This is a genomic window from Herbidospora cretacea (assembly GCF_001570605.1).
GTDB lineage: Bacteria > Actinomycetota > Actinomycetes > Streptosporangiales > Streptosporangiaceae > Herbidospora > Herbidospora cretacea.
On the sequence record NZ_BBXG01000018.1, the window covers coordinates 24,641 to 42,581 of the forward strand.

At 71.6% G+C, this 17,941-nt stretch carries 20 protein-coding genes; 8 read left to right on the forward strand and 12 right to left on the reverse strand.

Features of this window, described 5'->3' with window-relative positions; genetic code table 11:
* The first annotated feature begins 29 nt into the window (after positions 1-29).
* The 4 genes from AW270_RS28595 (at position 30) to AW270_RS28610 (ending at position 3,633) form a co-directional block, all read left to right on the forward strand.
* Positions 30-872, forward strand: a complete 843-nt coding sequence (locus AW270_RS28595; protein ID WP_061299220.1) for a helix-turn-helix domain-containing protein — start codon at positions 30-32, stop codon at positions 870-872.
* A gap of 282 nt (positions 873-1,154) precedes the next feature.
* Positions 1,155-2,339 (forward strand): type III PLP-dependent enzyme, encoded by a 1,185-nt coding sequence (locus tag AW270_RS28600; RefSeq protein ID WP_061299221.1) that lies wholly within the window; start codon positions 1,155-1,157, stop codon positions 2,337-2,339.
* Entirely contained in the window at positions 2,339-2,716 is a 378-nt protein-coding gene (gene speD / locus AW270_RS28605) for an adenosylmethionine decarboxylase (RefSeq protein ID WP_061299222.1), read from the forward strand. Before AW270_RS28600 ends, speD begins: the two co-directional genes overlap by 1 nt.
* A complete protein-coding gene (locus AW270_RS28610; RefSeq protein ID WP_061299223.1) occupies positions 2,713-3,633 on the forward strand; it encodes a spermidine synthase in 921 nt (306 codons plus the stop codon). The genes speD and AW270_RS28610 overlap by 4 nt, the downstream gene beginning before the upstream one ends.
* 94 nt (positions 3,634-3,727) lie before the next feature.
* Here AW270_RS28610 and AW270_RS28615 read toward each other — a convergent pair whose 3' ends face one another.
* A complete protein-coding gene (locus AW270_RS28615) occupies positions 3,728-4,039 on the reverse strand; it encodes a hypothetical protein (protein ID WP_061299224.1) in 312 nt (103 codons plus the stop codon).
* Positions 4,040-4,147: 108 nt separating this feature from the next.
* Positions 4,148-4,369, reverse strand: a complete 222-nt coding sequence (locus AW270_RS28620; protein WP_061299225.1) for a type II toxin-antitoxin system CcdA family antitoxin — start codon at positions 4,367-4,369, stop codon at positions 4,148-4,150.
* Between the two features lie 107 nt (positions 4,370-4,476).
* On the opposite strand from AW270_RS28620, the gene AW270_RS28625 reads away from it, so the two are divergent.
* Positions 4,477-5,502, forward strand: coding sequence for a M24 family metallopeptidase (locus tag AW270_RS28625; RefSeq protein ID WP_174549902.1), 1,026 nt, complete (start codon positions 4,477-4,479; stop codon positions 5,500-5,502).
* Between the two features lie 4 nt (positions 5,503-5,506).
* Here AW270_RS28625 and AW270_RS28630 read toward each other — a convergent pair whose 3' ends face one another.
* The gene (locus tag AW270_RS28630) at positions 5,507-6,232 is read right to left on the reverse strand and encodes a hypothetical protein (RefSeq protein WP_061299226.1); all 726 of its coding nucleotides are present in this window, start codon (positions 6,230-6,232) and stop codon (positions 5,507-5,509) included.
* Positions 6,233-6,296: 64 nt separating this feature from the next.
* Positions 6,297-6,866: a 1,2-dihydroxy-3-keto-5-methylthiopentene dioxygenase gene (locus AW270_RS28635; protein WP_061299227.1), complete on the reverse strand. Its 570-nt coding sequence runs from the start codon at positions 6,864-6,866 to the stop codon at positions 6,297-6,299.
* Positions 6,867-6,951: 85 nt separating this feature from the next.
* On the opposite strand from AW270_RS28635, the gene AW270_RS28640 reads away from it, so the two are divergent.
* The 3 genes from AW270_RS28640 to mtnK are packed head-to-tail and all read left to right on the forward strand — an operon-like array spanning position 6,952 to position 10,176.
* Positions 6,952-8,046, forward strand: coding sequence for a substrate-binding domain-containing protein (locus AW270_RS28640; protein WP_169807389.1), 1,095 nt, complete (start codon positions 6,952-6,954; stop codon positions 8,044-8,046).
* Positions 8,043-9,017: an ABC transporter permease gene (locus AW270_RS28645; protein WP_218009374.1), complete on the forward strand. Its 975-nt coding sequence runs from the start codon at positions 8,043-8,045 to the stop codon at positions 9,015-9,017. Before AW270_RS28640 ends, AW270_RS28645 begins: the two co-directional genes overlap by 4 nt.
* A complete protein-coding gene (gene mtnK / locus AW270_RS28650; RefSeq protein WP_061299229.1) occupies positions 9,004-10,176 on the forward strand; it encodes an S-methyl-5-thioribose kinase in 1,173 nt (390 codons plus the stop codon). The genes AW270_RS28645 and mtnK overlap by 14 nt, the downstream gene beginning before the upstream one ends.
* On the opposite strand, the gene mtnB is transcribed toward mtnK, so the two are convergent.
* Genes mtnB through AW270_RS28690 form a run of 8 tightly spaced genes read right to left on the reverse strand, consistent with a single transcriptional unit; the run spans position 10,166 to position 17,786 of the window.
* Positions 10,166-10,777: a methylthioribulose 1-phosphate dehydratase gene (mtnB, locus tag AW270_RS28655; RefSeq protein ID WP_061299230.1), complete on the reverse strand. Its 612-nt coding sequence runs from the start codon at positions 10,775-10,777 to the stop codon at positions 10,166-10,168. The two genes, mtnK and mtnB, sit on opposite strands and share 11 nt — an antisense overlap.
* Positions 10,774-11,433 (reverse strand): acireductone synthase, encoded by a 660-nt coding sequence (gene mtnC / locus AW270_RS28660; protein ID WP_061299231.1) that lies wholly within the window; start codon positions 11,431-11,433, stop codon positions 10,774-10,776. The genes mtnB and mtnC overlap by 4 nt, the downstream gene beginning before the upstream one ends.
* The gene (locus tag AW270_RS28665; protein ID WP_061299232.1) at positions 11,430-12,380 is read right to left on the reverse strand and encodes a nucleoside hydrolase; all 951 of its coding nucleotides are present in this window, start codon (positions 12,378-12,380) and stop codon (positions 11,430-11,432) included. The genes mtnC and AW270_RS28665 overlap by 4 nt, the downstream gene beginning before the upstream one ends.
* Entirely contained in the window at positions 12,377-13,375 is a 999-nt protein-coding gene (locus tag AW270_RS28670; protein WP_061299233.1) for a s-methyl-5-thioribose-1-phosphate isomerase, read from the reverse strand. The genes AW270_RS28665 and AW270_RS28670 overlap by 4 nt, the downstream gene beginning before the upstream one ends.
* Positions 13,362-14,252 (reverse strand): ABC transporter permease, encoded by an 891-nt coding sequence (locus AW270_RS28675; protein WP_061299234.1) that lies wholly within the window; start codon positions 14,250-14,252, stop codon positions 13,362-13,364. The genes AW270_RS28670 and AW270_RS28675 overlap by 14 nt, the downstream gene beginning before the upstream one ends.
* Complete coding sequence (locus AW270_RS28680; RefSeq protein WP_061299235.1) at positions 14,249-15,280, reverse strand: ABC transporter permease subunit; 1,032 nt, start codon at positions 15,278-15,280, stop codon at positions 14,249-14,251. The genes AW270_RS28675 and AW270_RS28680 overlap by 4 nt, the downstream gene beginning before the upstream one ends.
* Positions 15,277-16,734: an ABC transporter ATP-binding protein gene (locus AW270_RS28685; protein ID WP_218009375.1), complete on the reverse strand. Its 1,458-nt coding sequence runs from the start codon at positions 16,732-16,734 to the stop codon at positions 15,277-15,279. The genes AW270_RS28680 and AW270_RS28685 overlap by 4 nt, the downstream gene beginning before the upstream one ends.
* 23 nt (positions 16,735-16,757) lie before the next feature.
* Positions 16,758-17,786 carry a BMP family ABC transporter substrate-binding protein gene (locus tag AW270_RS28690; protein WP_061299237.1) on the reverse strand — a complete coding sequence of 343 codons (1,029 nt, stop codon included), beginning with the start codon at positions 17,784-17,786 and terminating at the stop codon, positions 16,758-16,760.
* Between the last annotated feature and the right edge of the window lie 155 nt (positions 17,787-17,941).

The following is a 17,941-nucleotide window of genomic DNA, read 5'->3' on the forward strand; positions in this document are numbered from 1 at the left end:
GCCGTCAAATCTACGCATATGGTGATTAAATGGACAGCAGTAACCTCTTGGGCGATTTCCTGCGCGCCCGGCGTGAGGCCACCAGTCCAGCCGAGGCCGGTTTCCTGCACGCCCCCTCCCGCCGCACCCCCGGGCTCCGGCGGGAGGAGGTGGCGATGCTCGCCGGAGTGAGCATCTCGTACTACGTCCGGCTGGAGCAGGGGCGCGAGCGCAACCCGTCCGCGCAGGTGCTGAGCGCCCTGGCCCGGGTGCTGCGCCTGGACCCCGACGCCACCGCCTACCTCTACTCGCTCGCGCATCCGTGGGCGCGTCCCCCGGTGGTGACCGGCGTCGTGGAGCAGGCCAGCCCGAGTCTGCTGCGCCTGGTCGACCTGTCGAGGCACGCCCCCGCGCTGGTGCTGGGCCGCCGCTTCGAGGTGCTTGCCTTCAACCCCCTCGCCGAGGCTCTGTACGAGGGCATGGGACAGCTCGACAACTGCGCGCGCATGATCTACCTCAGCCCGAACGCCGCCGACTTCTACCCCGACTGGGAGAAGGCCGCCCGCGCCAAGACCGCCCAGTTGCGCACCATCGTGGCCGCCGACCCCGACGATCCCTACCTGCGCGACCTGGTGGCGGAGCTCACCGACCGAAGCGCGGACTTCCGCCGCATCTGGGCGCTGCACGAGGTGCAGACGCGCGGCAACGAGGTGAAGGACCTGCGCCATCCCCGGATGGGCGACCTGACCCTGTCGTGGGAGGTGCTCTCGGTCAGCGGGACCGGCCAGAAATTCATCTCCATGGCCGCCGAGCCGGGCAGCCGGACCGAAGCGGCCCTGCGGCAACTGGCCGCCGAACTCGCGGGTCGGGAAGCCCCTTCGCTGAACCGCTGAAAACGCTGAACGCGCGTTTTCCGGCGCGCCGTCGGCTGTCTAGAGAAGTCGTCGTTCCTTTTCCCGGCCAGGGCCGTGCACAACGGCTGTGAGCTGGGCTTTCGTCGTTCTCCTTGGTCAACTCTCGCCGGTCACGGAACGGTAACACCGATGCTTTGTTGAGATATTAACTATCTGTGTCAAGGTACTTGACTACTCTCGGGCCTGCCTGAATTGGTTGTTCGGAACCGGAGAATCCCCGATGGAACCCCTGCATCCGTACCTCCGCCCAGAGTCAGTCCAATGAGCGCGTCCCCCAAGCCGGAGCCGACGGCCATCCTCCGCGCACGCGCGTACGCGAGAACCCATCACCTGCCCAGCCCTTCTCTGCTGATCGACCTGCCTACGGTGGCCGCGGCGTACCGTGCGCTCGCCGACGCGTTCCCCGGCGCCGGCATCCTGTACGCCGTCAAGGCCAACGCCGCCCCCGAGGTGATCTCGGCGCTGGCCGAACTCGGGTCGGGGTTCGACGTCGCCAGCGTCGGCGAGGTCGAACGCTGCCTCGCCCGCGGCGTCCCCGGCCGCTTCCTCAGCTACAGCAACCCCGTGAAGAAGGCCTCCGACATCGCCGCCGCCTACCGGCTCGGAGTCCGCACCTTCGCCTTCGACAACCCCCGCGACCTGTCCCACATCGCCCGGTGGGCGCCCGGGTCGAACGTCTTCTGCCGGATCGCCGTCAGCCCGCCCGACGCGGTGATGCCGTTCGGCGGCAAGTTCGGCTGCGACCCCGACGCGGCGCCCCAGCTGCTCGCCGACGCGGCGGCCCTCGGCCTGCGGCCCCTCGGCATCACCTGGCACGTCGGCTCCCAGCAGTGCAACCCCGACGCCTGGGACGTCGGCATCGCGGCGGCGGCGAAGATCGCGTTGCAGCTCGACTCGGCCGGCATCCCGCTGCCGATGATCAATATCGGCGGGGGGCTGCCCATCTCGTACAGCCCGACCCCCGCCTTCGGGAACCCGGCGCTGGTCGAGGTGCTCGGCCAGGCCGTCGACGCCTCGCTCAACCGTCACTTCGGCAGCCGCAACCGGCCGCGTCTCGTCCTGGAGCCGGGGCGGGCGATCGTCGGACCGGCCGGGATCCTGCGGGCCGAGGTGGTGACCGTCCGGGAGGGCCGGGCCGCCGACCTGCGACGCTGGGTGTTCCTGGACGTCGGCCGCTACAACGGGCTCGTCGAGACCGAACGCGAGGCCATCGCCTACCGGCTGCGCACCCCCGGCGTGACCGGGCCGACCGGTCCCGTCGTGCTGGCCGGGCCGACCAGCGACGGCGACGACGTGATCTACCAGCGCGTCCAGTACGAACTCCCCCTGGCGCTGGCGCCCGGCGACGTGGTGGAGTTCCTCGACGCGGGGGCGTACACCTCCAGCTACTCCTGCGCCTCGGTCAACGGGCTGCCCGCCCTCCCGACGTTCTGCGTGGAGGGGTGATGACGGTCGCGATCGGCGAGTTCGCCGGATGTCACGTGCTGGCCGAACTCCGGGAGGTCGACGCCGGCCTCCTCGACGACCTCGCCCACCTGGAGGCCGCGCTCAAGCGGGCGCTCGCCGCGTCGGGCGCGACCGTCCTGGACATGACCTCCCACCGGTTCATGCCGCAGGGGGTCACCATCCTGGCGCTGCTGGCCGAGTCCCACGCGTCGCTGCACACCTACCCCGAGCACGCCGCCGTCTTCGTCGACGTGTTCACCTGTGGGGCGGCCGACCCGCGCACCGCGGTCGACCTGCTCACCCATGAGCTCCAGCCCGGGAGGGTCACCGTCCAGGTGATCACCCGGGGCGACATCCCCGCGGAGGCAACCTCATGATCACCATCAACGGCACCACCTGGGTCGCCGAGCCCATCGCCGACGGCATGGAGCGGCTCTGGCGCGTGGACGAGGTCATCCACAGCGAGACCACGCCCTTCCAGAACCTCGACTTCGCCCGCACCGCCCACGGGATCACCCTGTTCGCCAACGGCGAGCGCCAGAGCAGCGAGCAGACCCAGCAGGTCTACCACGAGGCCCTGACCATCCCGCCGGTGCTTCTGGCCGCCCGGGTGGACCGGTGCCTGGTCATCGGATCGAGCGAGGGCGTCGCCTGCCAGATGCTCGTGGCCTGCGGCGCGAGCCGGGTCGACCACGTCGACATCGACGAGCAGGCGGTCCGCCTGTGCGCCACCCGCCTGCCCTACGGCTACACGGAGAAGGAGCTGCGGGCCGCCGAGACCGGCGACGGCCCGGTCCACGTCCACTACGAGGACGGCTACGCCTTCGTCGAGGCCGCCGTCCGGGCGGGCGAGACGTGGGACGTCGTCATCGTCGACCTCCCCGACGAGACCGACGACGGCCAGGCCCAGCACGACCGCCTCTACGGCTCGGCGTTCCTCAACCTGTGCGCCCGTGCGCTGGCCCCCGGCGGTGTCATCTCCACCCAGGCCGGCTGCCCGACGATGTGGCGGCAGGCGACGCTGCGCCGCTCATGGGCCAACTTCATCGCCCAGTTCCCGACGGTGGTCTACTTCGGATCGGCGGCACACGAATGGGCCTTCATCAGCGGCCGCAGGGACACCGTGGACCGGCCCCACGACGTCATGGCGAAACGGCTCCGCACCCTTTCGTACCGCCCGGCAAGCATCGACGTCCCCACCCTGGACGCCGCCCTCGTCCCGCCGCTGGAGGTCCGGGGAAAGTACCCGAAACCGTGGCGACGCCGTCCTTTCGGGGGGCCGTCACCCCGCTGATGACGTTCACCGTCGAAGGCGTCCGTGAGGTCCTCTGGCTTCCGGAGAACTGATCGAACGAGGGCTCCGGAGTCGATCCGGAGCCCTCGTGGCGTCACTCGCCCGGGTCGCGGATCTCGCGGATGTGCAGGGGCTCGTCGAGCGCCGCCGAAGGGTCACGCCAGTGGGCGGCGTCGAGGGTCAGGATGGGGCACACCGCCACGTCCGCGATCGCGGCCACGTGAGCGTCGCCGTGGGGGAGGCCCGTTCTGGTGATCATGGACGCCAGGGCGAGGATCTGCCGGGGGCCGCTGAGCGGGGCGACGGTGACCGCGTCGAGGAGGTCCATCCCCGCGAGCAGGTCGGCGGCGTCGTCTCCCCGGTTCGCCGTCGCCGCGTCGGCCATGGCCAGAGCGGGGACCACCACAGGATGGCCCCTGGCGTCCAAGCCCTGGATGAGCGCGATGAGGTCGGCGTCGCCCCGGGCGATCTCGGACAGCAGGCCGGTGTCGAGGATGTAGGGGGGGCGGGGTGGTCACTGACCCTGGCTTTCCAGGTGGGCGAGCATGCGGGCGACATGGTCGGGATCGGCCTGGGCGACCTTGGCGCTCCACAGGGACCGCAGGCGGCGTTCCTCCTGCACCCTCGCGGCCACCGCCTCGTTGACGTAGGCCGACAGGGACCTGCCGGAATGGGCCTTGGCGTACTCCAGCAGGTCGGAGTCGAGGGTGACGCTGACGACTTCCTTCGATGCCATGGCCGCATGCTATTAGCGCACTAAGATCTTTTCCACCGGCCCGAGGACGGCGAGGATCGTCCTTATATCCTGCGAGGAGCCGGATCGGCACCGTGATGGGGGTTGCCTTGTCTGATCAGCTGCTCTTCTCCTACGGGACCCTGCGTCTGCCGCAGGTCCAGCGGGCCCGGTTCGGCCGGGAGCTCGACGGGCGGCCCGACGCCCTTGTCGGGTTCCGCCTGGAGACGGTGAAGATCACCGACGCGTCGGTCGTCGCCGACAGCGGCAGCGACGAGCACCCCGTCGCGCTTCCCTCGGACGACTCCTCGGATCAGGTCGAGGGCACGGTGTTCACGCTCACGCCGCAGGACCTCGCCGCCGCCGACGCCTACGAGGTCGACGACTACCTGCGGGTCAAGGCCGACCTGCGGTCGGGGGAGAAGGCGTGGGTGTACGTCGACGCCGCGACCGCCGAGGAGTTCCGGGCCCGGCGGCTGCTGAACGCTCAGGCCAACGCGATCACCCTGTTCGACGAGATCGTCAAACGGGAGCTCATCGCGCCGGGGCGGCGGGAGCGGGAGATCAGCGACGCCATCCGCGACCTGGCCGACGAGATGTTCGGCACCACCCGCCACTGGCACAAGCGGATCGTCCGGTCGGGGCCCAACACCCTGTTCCCCTATCGGGAGAACCCGCCCGACCGGGCCGTCGAGGCCGACGACATCGTGTTCTGCGACTTCGGGCCGATCTTCGAGGAGTTCGAGGCCGACCTCGGGCGGACCTACGTCCTCGGCGACGACCCCGTGAAGCGCCGCCTGGCCGAGGACCTGCCGGCCGTCTTCGAGGCCGGGCGGGAGTTCTTCGCCGCCGACCCGGACATGACGGGAGACCGGCTGTTCGCCGAGGTCGACCGGCTGTCCCGGGAGCGCGGCTGGACCTTCGGCGGGTCCATCGCCGGTCACCTGGTCGGGGAGTTCCCCCACGAGAAGATCGACGCCGCCGACATCGAGTCGTACGTCGCGCCGGGCAGCACCACCCCGATGCGGCGCAGGGACAAGGCGGGCCGGGTCGCCCACTGGATCCTGGAGATCCACCTGGTCGACCCGGAACGCGGCTTCGGCGGCTTCTACGAGCAACTGCTCGACCTCGGCTGACTGGTCAGCCCAGCACGAGCCTGACCAGTTCGCCCAGGCCGTACGCCGCCCACAGCGACACGATGCCCAAGGCGATCGACCAGGCGCAGCCGCGCCCGCCCGTCATCCGCCCGGCCACCGGCCTTCCCGGGCCGGGGCCTCGCCACATCGGCCGGGGTTCGAGGAGCAGGAACAGCAGCACGCCGAACTGGCCGATCGTGCAGAACCAGAACCAGGCCCACGTGTTGGCCAGCCGGCTCGTGGTGTAGAGCATGAGCAGGAAAGCGGCCACCCAGGCGACCGCCGTCCACAGCAGGGGGTCGCCGCCGCGGAACGCGAACGGCCATCGGGGCAGGATCCAGAGGATCGTAGGCTGCTGCTCCAGACCCCTCTCGTGCCGCCACGACGGAGGACGCTTCGCTCCGCGCAGGTCCGTCAGCAGCCGGTCGTTGTCATACCGGCCGCGTGCGTCGGTGAAGGTGCGTCCGTCCTCGGACCAGGGGATCTCGTGCCAGATCAGCGGCGACTCCGACCACACCAGGGACGAGAGACCACCGTCGCCGGCGAGGCGGACGGCCACGCGGTCGACCTGGTCCGCCGCCAGGGCGGCCTTGAAGCGATCGAGGGTGCGGGGCGACGGCAGCGCCGGCGCGCTGGTGACGACGGCGCCGGCCGTCAGGGTCAGCAGCAGGGCCACCCTGACGGCGAAGGCCGTGCCGAGGAGGATCCGCGACTTCAGACCCGGGTCCATGTCCCCTTGCTACCGCAGCGGACGGGCCTTTCCCGTCCGCTGGCGGCAACGTGGCGCGATCCGGCTAGGCCGCGCGTCCGGCGGCGATGGTGTCGTAGTCGGGGATGCGCGAGGAGATCTGGTCGCCGGTGAAGTCGCCGATCCAGCCGTCGTCGTCGTGGAAGAAGCGGATGGCGGTGAAATGGGGGTTGGTGCCCATGTCGAACCAGTGGGTGGTGTTCTTCGGCACGCTCAGCAGGTCGCCGGGCTCGCAGAACACGGCGTTCACCCTGCCGTCGACGTGGAGGTAGAAGATGCCCGAGCCGGCCACGAAGAAGCGGACCTCGTCGTCGTCGTGGGTGTGCTCGTTGAGGAACTTCGCGCGGGCCCCGGCGGCGACGTCGGCGGGGGCGTCGGGGCCGAGCTTGGCGACGTCGACGAAGGTGTAGCCCTCCTCGGCGACGACGGCGGCGATCTCGTCCTTGTAGGCGGCGAGGACCTCGTCCTGGGTGGCGTCGCCGAGACCGTCGCGGATGTCCCAGTGGCGCAGGCGGACGCCGATCTCCTTGAGGGCGGCGGCGATCTCGGCCTGGTCCTCGGTCCGCAGGAGGGTCTCGGGGGCCGGGCCGTCGGTGTACACAGTGAGGTAGGTCATGGGCTTCGTCCCTAATCAACGGCTATCTGCGTAAATCCTACTTGAAAAGTAGACAATATCCGAGCCGGTGCCTAGCATCCCGAGTGTGATTCACGCACGACTCCTCGGAGCATCTGTCCTCCTGGGCGTCCTGGCGCTCGCCGGATGCTCCCAGGGAACCTCTTCCACCACCACTTCCGCGCCGTCGTCGGCGGCCCCCGCCGCGCCGGTCGCTTCACCTTCCGTCTCCGTCCCGGCGAAGTTCGCCGCCGGGGGAGTGCGGGTCGCGCTGGTACGCCAGCTCTCCTCCGGTGACTACTTCGAGCAGTGGCTCGCCGGGGCGCAGGCCGAGGCGCAGGCCCTCAAGGTCACGCTGGAGGTCTCCAGCGGCGACGGCAACAACGACAAGCAGGCGCTCAACCTGGAGCAGGCCGTCCAGCAGAAGGCCGACGCGATCATCGTCGACCACGGGTTCGCCGACACCGTCCAGCCCGCGATCAAGAAGGCCGCCGACGCCGGCATCCCGCTGGTCGCCTTCGACGTCGACCCGGGCACGCCCAAAGCCGTCGCGCTGACCCAGGACGACCACAAGATCGCCGAACTGGCGCTCGGCGCGCTGAAGGCCGACACCGGCGGCTCCGGCGACGTCATCTACGTGTACGTCTCCGGCTTCGCCCCCCTCGACCGGCGCAACGAGGTCTGGACGACGTTCAAGAAGGACAACCCGGGCATCAAGGAGGTCGCCCAGATCGGCGTGGTCAACAACTCGACCGCGTCGGCCGTGGCCGACCAGGCCAAGGCCGCCCTCCAGGCCAACCCCGACGTGAAGGCGATCTTCGCGCCGTACGACGAGTTCGCCAAGGGCGCGGCCATCGCGGTCAAGGAGCTCGGGCTCCAGGACAAGGTCAAGATCTACGGCGCGGACATCTCCACCGCCGACATCGGCGTCATCACCGAGCCGAACTCGCCGTGGGTGGCCACCGCCACGACCGACCCGTCGAACGTCGGCCGGATCGCGGTGCGGGCCGCCGCGCTGCTGGTCGCCGGGGAGCAGGTCGACCCCGCGCTGAAGATCCCGCCGGCCCTGGTCACCCAGCGGCAGCTCCTCGACGGCAAGATCGCCAACATCGAGCAGCTCACCGGCGCGGTGCCCGAACTGACCACGCCCGACGTCGCCCGGGTGCCCTGGGCTGCTCCGTGACCCGTCTGCTCTACCGGTACGGCCTGCTGGCCGTGCTGGCCGCGTTGATGGTCGTCTTCGCGGTGCTCCGCCCCGCTTTCGCCACCTACGGCAACGCGCTGATCGTGCTGCAGTCGGTGGCGATCGTCGGGGTGGTGGCGCTCGGGGTGACCGTGTCGATGACCACCGGCGGCTTCGACCTGTCGGCGGGGGCCAACGTCGGCGCGGTGGTCATGGTGACCGCGCTGACCATGGTCAGGTTCAACCTCACCGGCGGCACCGCGATCGTCGCCGGACTCCTCACCGGGCTGCTGGTGGCGGGGGTGAACTCGCTGCTCACCGTGGTCGCGAGGATCCCCGACCTGGTGGCCACGCTGGGCACGATGTTCCTGTTCCAGGGCCTCGCGCTGATCCTCACCTCCGGGAAGTCGGTCGCGCCCGGCATGACCGTCGACGGCGCGCCCGCGCCCGGCCGCTACACCGAGGGCTTCGCCTGGATCGGCGGCGGCAAGATCTGGTCGGTGCCGGTCCCGGTCGTGGTGTTCGCGCTGGTCGCGGTCGGCGTCTGGCTGTTCCTCGAACGCACCCGCTGGGGCATCGCCCTCTACGCCATCGGCGGCAACGCCGAGGCCGCGCGGCTGGCCGGGATCAGGGTGGCCCGCTACCGGGCCCTCGCCTACGCCGTCTCGGGGCTCTGCGCGGCGGTCGCCGGGATCATGCTGTCGGCCCGCCTCGGGCGCGGCGACGTCGGCGCGGGGGACGCGTACCTGCTCCAGTCGGTCGCGGCGGCGCTGATCGGCCACGCGGTGCTCGGCGCGAACCGCCCCAACGTGACCGGCACGGTCGCCGGCGCGGTCTTCATCGGCGTGGTCATCAACGGCATGACGATGCTGAACGCGCCCTACTACACCCAGACCTTCGTCCAGGGTGCCCTGCTGGCGGGCGCCCTCGTCGTGAGCTACACCCTCAGGAGTTCCGTTGACCGGCTATGAGCTGCTCACCGTCGACAACGTCCCCGCCTACCTGGCGGGCAGGCCCGCCCTGGCGGCGTTCGCGAACCCGGTCTCGGTACGGGAGATCGGCGACGGCAACATGAACACCGTGTTCGCCGTGGCGACCGCCGAGGGGCCCGGCGTGGTGCTCAAGCAGTCGATGCCGTACGTGAGAGTCGACCCCACCTGGCCGATCACGCCCGACCGCAACCGGATCGAGGCGGTCGTGCTGGCCGAACACGGCCGGGTCGCGCCGGGCCTGGTGCCCGCGCTGCTCGACTACGACGAGGAGCGCCACGTCGTCGCCCTGGAGGACCTGTCGGACCACCAGGTCTGGCGCGGGCTGCTCAACCAGGGCGCGCGCACCGACGGGGTCGCCGCCGACCTGGGGCGTTACGTCGCCAAGGTCGCCTTCGGGACCTCGGTGTTCGGGCTCGGCAACTACCGGCACAAGGCCGCGCTGGCCGCCTCGGTCAACCCCGAGCTGTGCGAGATCACCGAGGACCTGGTCTTCACCGAGCCCTACGTCGAGCACGAGCACAACAAGATCCTGCCCGCCACCAAGGCCGACGTGGCCGCCTACGTCAACGACCCCGACGTGCGGGCCGCGATCGGGCTGGCCAAGCTGGCGTTCATGACCCACGGCGAGGCGCTGATCCACGGCGACCTCCACACGGGGTCCGTCCTGGTCGCGCCGGGGTCGACCCGGGCCTTCGACGTCGAGTTCGCCTTCTACGGGCCGGTCGGCTTCGACCTCGGCGCCCTGTGGGGCAACTACCTGCTGGCGGCGGCGCGCGGTTTCGTCCAGGGGGACGACGAGCACGCCCGGTGGGCGCTCGGGCTGGCCGAGGAGACCTGGGCCGCCTTCGAGACCGAGTTCACCGCCCTGTGGCCCGAGCGGGCCGACCCCCGGATCTACGGCGACGGCGTGCTGGCCGGATATCTGGCCAAGGTCCGGGCCGACTCCGCGAGGTTCGCGGCGGCGAAGGCGACCCGGCGGGTCATCGGCTTCGCCCGCGTGTCCGACATCGAGACGCTGCCGGAGCCGGAGCGCGCGACGGCCATCAGGGGCGTGCTGCGGGCGGCGCGCCACCTGCTGACCGCCGAGCCCGGCCGGGACCTGTTCGACCGGGCGGGCGACCTGCTCGTCACCGGATAGCGAGCCGATAGGCCAGCAGCCACTCCACGCACTCGGTGATGTGGCGCGCCCGGTGCAACGTGGGCGCCCACGTGTAGATCCCGTGGTTGGCGACGATCACGGCGGGGGTGCGGGGGTCGTACACGGCCTCGAAACGGTCGCCGAGCTCGGTCATGTCCTGGCTGTTCTCGATCACCGGGATGACGACCTCGTCGTCGTGGGCCAGGCGGCCGATGCCCTTGAGGGTCTCGATGTCCCTCAGGACCACGCCCTTCGGCCAGTGGTGGCCCGCGACGACGGCGTTCAGCGCGTGGACGTGCACGATCGCGTCGGCGCCGGTCACCGCCGCGACCCGCGCGTGGAGACCGGCCTCGGCCGACGGGGTGAGCGGTTCGACGCCCGCCACCTCCACCGGCTCGCCGCGCTCGCCGACCACGGCGACGTCGGCGGCGGTGAGCTCGCCCTTGTCCAGGCCGCTGGCGGTGACCGCCAGCCGCAGCGGGTCACGGGAGACCACCTCGGACAGGTTGCCCGAGGTGCCGCGCATCCAGCCCATGCCGGTGAACCTGGCCGCCTCGACGGAGAGCCGCGCTCCCGCTTCCAGCACGCTCTCCCGGTTCATCCGATCTCCTCGAAACTCGTGACGACGCGGTGCGCGCCGAAGTCGGCCTTCTCGCTGGGCTCGCCCGGCCGCCTGACCCCGATCGCCTGCCAGCCGGCCGCCGCCGCGGCGTCGAGCTCGGCCGGCACGTCGGACAGGAACAGCAGGTCGTCGGTGCCCAGCGTGGCGGCGATGCGCTCGTAGGAGGCGCTCTCCCGCTTGGGGCCCGCGTTGACGGTGTCGAAGTGGTGCTCGATCAGCGCCGACAGGTCGCCGTCGGGGGTGTGCCGGAACCACGGCCGCTGGCTGGAGACCGCGCCGGAGGAGAAGACGGCCAGGTGGCGGCCCTGCGCGTGCCACCTGCGCAGGGCCGGGGCGACGTCGGGGAAGAAGTGGGCGGTCAGCTCGCCGCCGGCGAAGCCCGCCGCCCAGATCTGCCCCTGGAGGGTCTTCAGCGGCGTCGCCTTGACGTCGCCGTCCATCCAGGCGTGCAGAATCGCGACGGTCTCGCCGGTGGTCGCGCCGCCGGTCTCCCGTACGGCCTCGCGCACCTCCGGGTCGTCGCGGTGGGCGTCGATCCACGGGCCGAGGCGCGGGCGGGCGTAGGAGTAGAGGCCCACGTGCACCGACTCGGTCGAGCTCGTGGTCCCCTCGATGTCCAAAACGATCCAGCTCATCGGGTGAGCACCTCCACGAAGTCGGCGACGAACCGGGCCGCGTCGACCTCGGTGATCACCTTGGTCGGCGGGGCCGGCTGGTAGGGGAAGGCCGGCGGGAACCCGTCGTGGGTCCGCATCAGCCGCGCCCTGGCCAGGAAACCATCGGTCCGCACGTTGACCGGGCCGTCCACGGACGCGGTCGCGAACGTGGGGTCGAGCAGGATCCCGGCGGCCAGCGGGTCGTGCAGCGGGATGATCCGGCGGCCCCACTCATTCTGGTAGAAGTCCAGGTAGGCGTCGAGGATCTCGGCCGCGAACCGGGCGACCGGCGTCGGGGCGGCGCGCAGGGCGTTGATCGCGACCTCGTCGAGGATCGTGGTCTGGGTGACGTTCACGCCGACCATGACGAGCTCGTTGCGCGGGGCCGCGAAGACCGCGCGGGCCGCCTCGGGGTCGTTGTTGATGTTCGCGTCGACCATCAGCAGGGTGCCGGGCGGCGCGTACGGCCCCGAACCGCCCATCAGCACGACCGAGCGGTAGCGGGTGAACAGGTCGGGGTCCAGCCGCAGCGCCAGGCCCAGGTTGGTCAGCGGGCCGAGGGCCAGCAGGTCGAGCTCGCCCGGCTGCTCCCGGCCCAGGCGGACCAGGAGCTCGGCGGCGCTCTCCTCCGCCGTCCCGGGGAGGGGACGGTCGTAGCCGACGTCGCCGAGGCCGTCCTTGCCGTGGACGTATCCCGCGATGTGCGAGGTCCCCGCCAGCGACTCGGCCGCGCCGCGGGCGATCGGGACGTCAAGGCCGAGCAGGCGGGTGACGTAGCCGATGTTGCGGGCCGCGTCGGGCTCGACGCAGTTGCCGTAGACCGAGGTGATCGCGACGATCTCGGCGTCGGGACGGCCCGCCAGGTAGAGCAGGGTGTGGGCGTCGTCGATCCCGGTGTCGGTGTCGACGACGATGCGCCTGGTCATATTGCCTCTTTCACATTTTCCGGGCGGAAGGCGCCCTTTTCGGTGACGATCCGGGTGACCAGGTCAGGTGGGGTCGTGTCGAAGGCCGGGTAGTGGCCGGTGACGCCGTCGGCGGCGGTGCGCCGGCCGAGGACGTGCAGCACCTCGTCGGGGTCGCGGTGTTCGATGACCACGTCCTCCGGGGTGGGGGCCTGGGGGTCGGGGCGCTGGACGAGGGCGTAGAAGGGGCGGCCGGCGAAGTTCGCGGCCAGGGCCACGCCGAGGGTGCCGACCTTGTTGATCACGTGGCCGTCGAGGGTGACCCGGTCGGCGGCCACGAGGGCGACGTCGGCGACCCCGTCGGCCAGCGCGGCGGCGACCATGCCGTCGGTGATCAGCGTCGGTTCGTAGCCCATCTCGACCAGGGTCGCGGCGGTCAGGCGTGCTCCCTGGAGGTAGGGGCGGGTCTCCGTACAGACGAATTCGAGGTGTTTGCCCTGTTCCTGGGTGGCCTGGACGGTGGCGATCAGGTAGTAGTCGGCCCAGCAGTGGGTGAGCACCGTCGCGCCGTCGGGGAGCAGGTCGGCGGCGTGCCGGCCGAGGGCGGCGGATCTGGTCCGGTACGCCTCGTCGTGCGCCCGCGCCGCTCTCTCGACCTCCTCGGCCAGGTCGCCCTCTCCGAGGTCGCGGAGCTCGGCGAGGATCGCGTGGACGGCGTCGCGGATGTGGTTGTTGGTGGGGCGGGTCGCGACGAGCCGGTCACCGGCCGCACGCAGGTCCGCCAGCGCCAGGTCGCGGGGGCGGTGCCGGACCGACCGGGCGGCCAGCACCATCGCGGCCGTGGTCGCGAAGAGCGGGCCCGAGCTCTGGGTGACCATGTCCCTGATCGCCTGGGCGACCTCGTCGCTGGTCGTGCAGCGGACCCAGATCCGCTGGAACGGGTAGACGCGGCGGTCGAGGATCTCGACGGCGTCGCCGGTCAGCCTCACCGAGTTCGCCAGTTCAGGCGTGTTCATGGGATCTCTTCCTCCTCCAGAGCGCGGCGAGCACCAGCGCGGCCAGGGTGATCACGTAGGGCGCGGCGTCGGCGGCCTGCTGCGGCAGCCCCGCGCCCTGGAGCCGGAAGCCGAACGCCTCGGCGACGCCGAACAGCAGGCAGGCCAGCAGCAGCCGGTAGGGCAGCACCCCGCTCAGCATCACCGCGACGACCGCGATCCAGCCGCGACCGGCGCTCATGCCCTCGCTGAACAGCGTCACGTTGCCCAGCGAGAGCTGCGCCCCGGCCAGGCCGCACAACGCGCCCGCGGCCAGCGTCACGCCGTGGCGGTAGGCGGCGACCGGCAGGCCGACCGCCTCGGCCGCCTCCAGGTGCTGACCGGCCGCGCGCAGCCGCAGGCCCGACCTGGACCGGGTCAGCCAGGTGGCCATCACGACGACCAGCAGCAGGGCGACCGGCACGAGCGGCGACTGCTCTCTCAGCACGGGCACGTCCAGGCCCAGTTCGCCCAGGTCCGGCAGGCCGGTCAGGTCGGGGGAGCTGTAGGTGCCGCCGCTGCCGAAGATCTGCCGCATCAGGAACGCGGTGAGGCCGAGCGCGAGCAGGTTGAGCCCGACCGCGATGACGATCGGATCGGCCCGCAGGCCGACGGCGGGTATCGACAGCAGCGCCGAGAACAGCACGGTCGCGGCGACCGCGCCCGCCACCCCCGCCCACGCGCTGCCGGTCAGGTCGCTGACCACGACGGCCACGAACGCGCCCCACAGCAACTGGCCTTCCAGCGCGATGTTGAACACGCCCACGACCTGGCAGAGCAGCCCGCCGAGCGCGGCCAGCAGCACCGGCGCGGTCGCGGTCAGCACCCCGGCCAGGAACGACCACTCGAAGACGTTCACCGCCGCCTCCTCGCCTGGAGTGTCGCCAGGACGGCCACGATGACGATGATCAGCCCCTGCACGATCTGGGTGAGCTGGCTCGGCACCCCGGCCTCCCGCTCCATACCCTGGCCGCCGACCTGGAGGACCGTCAGCAGCGCCACGGTGAGCGGCACCACGACCGGCCGCGCGCTCGCCAGCAGCACCGCCGCCACGGCGGTGAAGGTGTAACCGGGCGCGGTCAGCGCGCCGTCGACGAACCGGTAGGGCGGCCCGAGCACGATCAGAGCGCCCGACAGCCCGGCGAACGCGCCCCCTCCGGCGAGGGCGACGGCGGCCACCCGGTCGACCCGGACGCCGCCGTAGCGGGCGAACTCCCGGTTCTGGCCGGTGGCGCGGATCTCGTAACCGGTGACGGTCCGGCCGTCGGCGTACAGCCACAGGCCGGTGAGCACCACGATCAGCGGCAGGCCGATCGTGACGTAGCCGCTGCCGCCCAGGAAGGGCAGGTGCGCCGCGTCCGGCAGCGTCGGCGTCTGGGCGATGCCGGTGCCGGCCTCGGCCAGCGGGAACCGCACCAGGTAGGACGCGAGCGCGACGGCCGGGGTGCTGATCAGCAGCGTGCTGACGATGGCCGGGATCTTGAGCCGGGTGCTGAGCGGCGCGGCGACCGCCGCCACCAGCCCGCCCGCGAGCGCCCCCGCCACCAGCGGCAGCACCACGGCCACGACCGGCGGCAGCGGCACCAGCAGCGCCAGCGCGGCGGCGGCGACCCCGCCGGCGGCGAGCTGGCCGTCTCCGCCGAGGTTGAACTCCCCGGCACGCAGCGGGAGCGCGAACGCGAGGGCCATGCCGAGCGTGGGGACGAAGGCGGCGACCGTGTATTCGAGGTTGCCGTCTGCGACGGCCCCTCTGATGAGCGCGGGATAGGCCAGCGTGGGATCCACGCCGACCACCAGCATGACGAGCGTGGTCAGCGCGAGCGCCCCGGCGACAGCCACGACCGGTGCGGAGACGACCACGCGCCGGGCGAGAGCGGGAGCGGTCACGCGGTCGCCCCCGTCATGGCGCGGCCGATGTCCGTCTCGGTGGCATCGCCGGGGAACTCGGCGACGACGCGGCCCTCGTACAGGACCAGGATGCGGTCGGCGAGGTCGCGGAGCTCGGAGAGTTCGCTCGACTGGAGGAGGACGGCCGCGCCGTCGTCGCGGGCGGCCAGGAGCAGGGCGTGGACGCGTTCGCGCACGCCCACGTCCACGCCCTGGGTGGGTTCCTCGGCGACGACCACGCGGGAGGGGCGGGTGAGTTCGCGGGCGAGGACCGCTTTCTGGGCGTTGCCGCCGGACAGGGCGCTGATCGGGACGTCGACCGAGGCGGCGCTGATGGCGAAGCGGTCGACCAGGTCGCGGGCGCGTCTCTTCACCGCCGCCGTCGGCAGGGTCCAGCGGGAGGACAGCTCCCGCTGCGCGCCCATCAGGATGTTCTCGGCCACCGACATGCCGGGCGCGGTGGCGCGGCCGTGGCGGTCCTCCGGCACGTAGGCCACCCTCGGGTCGCGGCCGGCCAGGACGGGGGTGCCCGCGAGGAAGACCCCCGGGACGGCGCCGCGCAGGCCTGTGACGGAGTCGATGAGCTCGCGCTGGCCGCTGCCCGCGACCCCGGCCAGGCCGACGATCTCGCCGGGGTGGACGGACAGCGAGACCTCCGACAGCCGGGCCACGCCGTCGGCGTCGTGGATCGTCAGGTCGCGGACCTCCAGGACCGGGTCCTCCCGCACCGGCCGGGCCCGCTTGGGGGCGGAAGGCGCCAGGGAACGGCCGATCATGGCGTTGACGAGCTCGTCCGCGTTGGTCTCCGCGGTGGTGAAGCGGCCGGTGACCCGGCCCTGGCGGAGCACGGTCACCCGGTCGCCGATGGCCATGACCTCCGACAGCTTGTGGGTGACCAGCAGGATCGAGACCCCGGTGGCGGCGACCGTGCGGAGGACCTCGAAGAGGCGGTCGGTCTCGCCGGGGGTCAGGACCGCCGTCGGCTCGTCCAGGATCAGGATCTCGGCCTCGCGGTAGAGGGCGCGCAGGATCTCCACTCGCTGGCGCACCCCCACCGGCAGGCCGCCGACCAGGGCGGACGGGTCGGCCCGCAGGCCGTAGCGCTCCGAGAGGGCGGCCACCTTCCGGGCCGCGGCGGCGCGGTCGATGCGGCCGGCCCTGACCGGTTCGGCCCCGATGACGACGTTCTCGGCCACGGTCAGGCCGGGGAAGAGGCGGAAGCGCTGGTGGACCATGCCGAGGCCGTGGCGGATGGCGTCGGCGGGGGAGCGGAGGGCGACCGTCCGCCCGTCGCGGCGGATCTCCCCGGCGTCGGGGCGGTGCAGGCCGTACAGGATGGACATCAGGGTGGACTTGCCGGCCCCGTTCTCACCGACGACGGCGTGCACCTCGCCCCTGGCGACCGCCAGGTCGATGCCGTCGTTGGCCAGGACCGGGCCGAACCGTTTGGTCACTTCGACGAGTTCGGCGGCGTACATCAGCCGGCGAGCGGGTCCGCGACGGTGATCTTCCCGGCGACGATGTCGTCGCGGGTCTGCTTGACCTTGGCGACCACGTCGGGGCTGTCGGCGACCGTGCAGCCGGAGGAGGCCAGGTCGTCGGCCAGGGCGTTCACGCCCACGCCGCCCTCGGCCAGGCCGTAGACCTTCACGCCGCCGGTCTTGCCGCCGAAGATCTCCTTGATGGCGGCGGCCTCGGCGACGTCCACGTTCTTCAGGACGTTGTCGATCACGTTGCCGGGGCTGAGCGCGCACTGGTTGACGTCGACGCCGAACGCCTTGGCGCCGGAGGCCGCGACCGCCTCGAACACGCCCGGGTTGCCGCCGGAGGCCGCCGCCGCGATGACGTCGACGCCGCGCCCGGTGAGGGTCTGGGCCTGCGACTTGGCCCTGGCCGGGTCGCTGAAGGGGTTGCTGCCGCCGACGTAGAGCGGGGTGCCCTTGCTGTCCGGCTTGACCGAGGCCGCCCCGGCGAAGAACGGCTCGATCCAGCGGTGGACGAACGGGGTGTCCAGCGCCGCGACCACGCCGAGCTGACCGCTCTTGGAGAGCAGACCCGCCTCGACGCCGGCCAGGTAGGCGGCCTCGTGCTCCTTGAAGGAGACGCAGGCCAGGTTGGGCGCCTGGTCCTTGGCGCACGAGTCGACCTGGAGGAACTGCTGGCCGGGGTTGGCCTTGGGGACGGTGTTGAACACGTCGTCGAAGGAGAAGCTGATGCCCACGACCAGGGTCGGCTTGGCCCGGACGGCCGCGTCGACGTTCTGCGCGATGGAGGTGGGGTCCTTGCTCTCGTACAGCTTGAAGGAGGCGCCGAGCTCCTTGGCGGCGGCCTCGGCGCCCTTGACGCCGAGCTGCAGGAAGCTGTTGGTGCCGACCGGGTTGGGGGTGATCAGGATGATCGACGTGGCCGGAGCCGCCTCTGTCCCGGTCTCGGACGCGGTGCCGCCACACGCGGCGAGGCTGACGAGGAGGAGGGCTGCGGCGGCGATCGATGGGGTGAGTCTCATGGGTTTCCCGGTTCCGAGCTGCGGAGATGGTGCAGGGAGAGCTTAACTACACTATTCCTACCGGAACAAGCGGGTATCCCTCTTGACGCCGTGGCCTATTGCATGGTTACTTAGTAGGAAATATAGGTAATTCCGACCGGGTCTCCGTGGGGGAG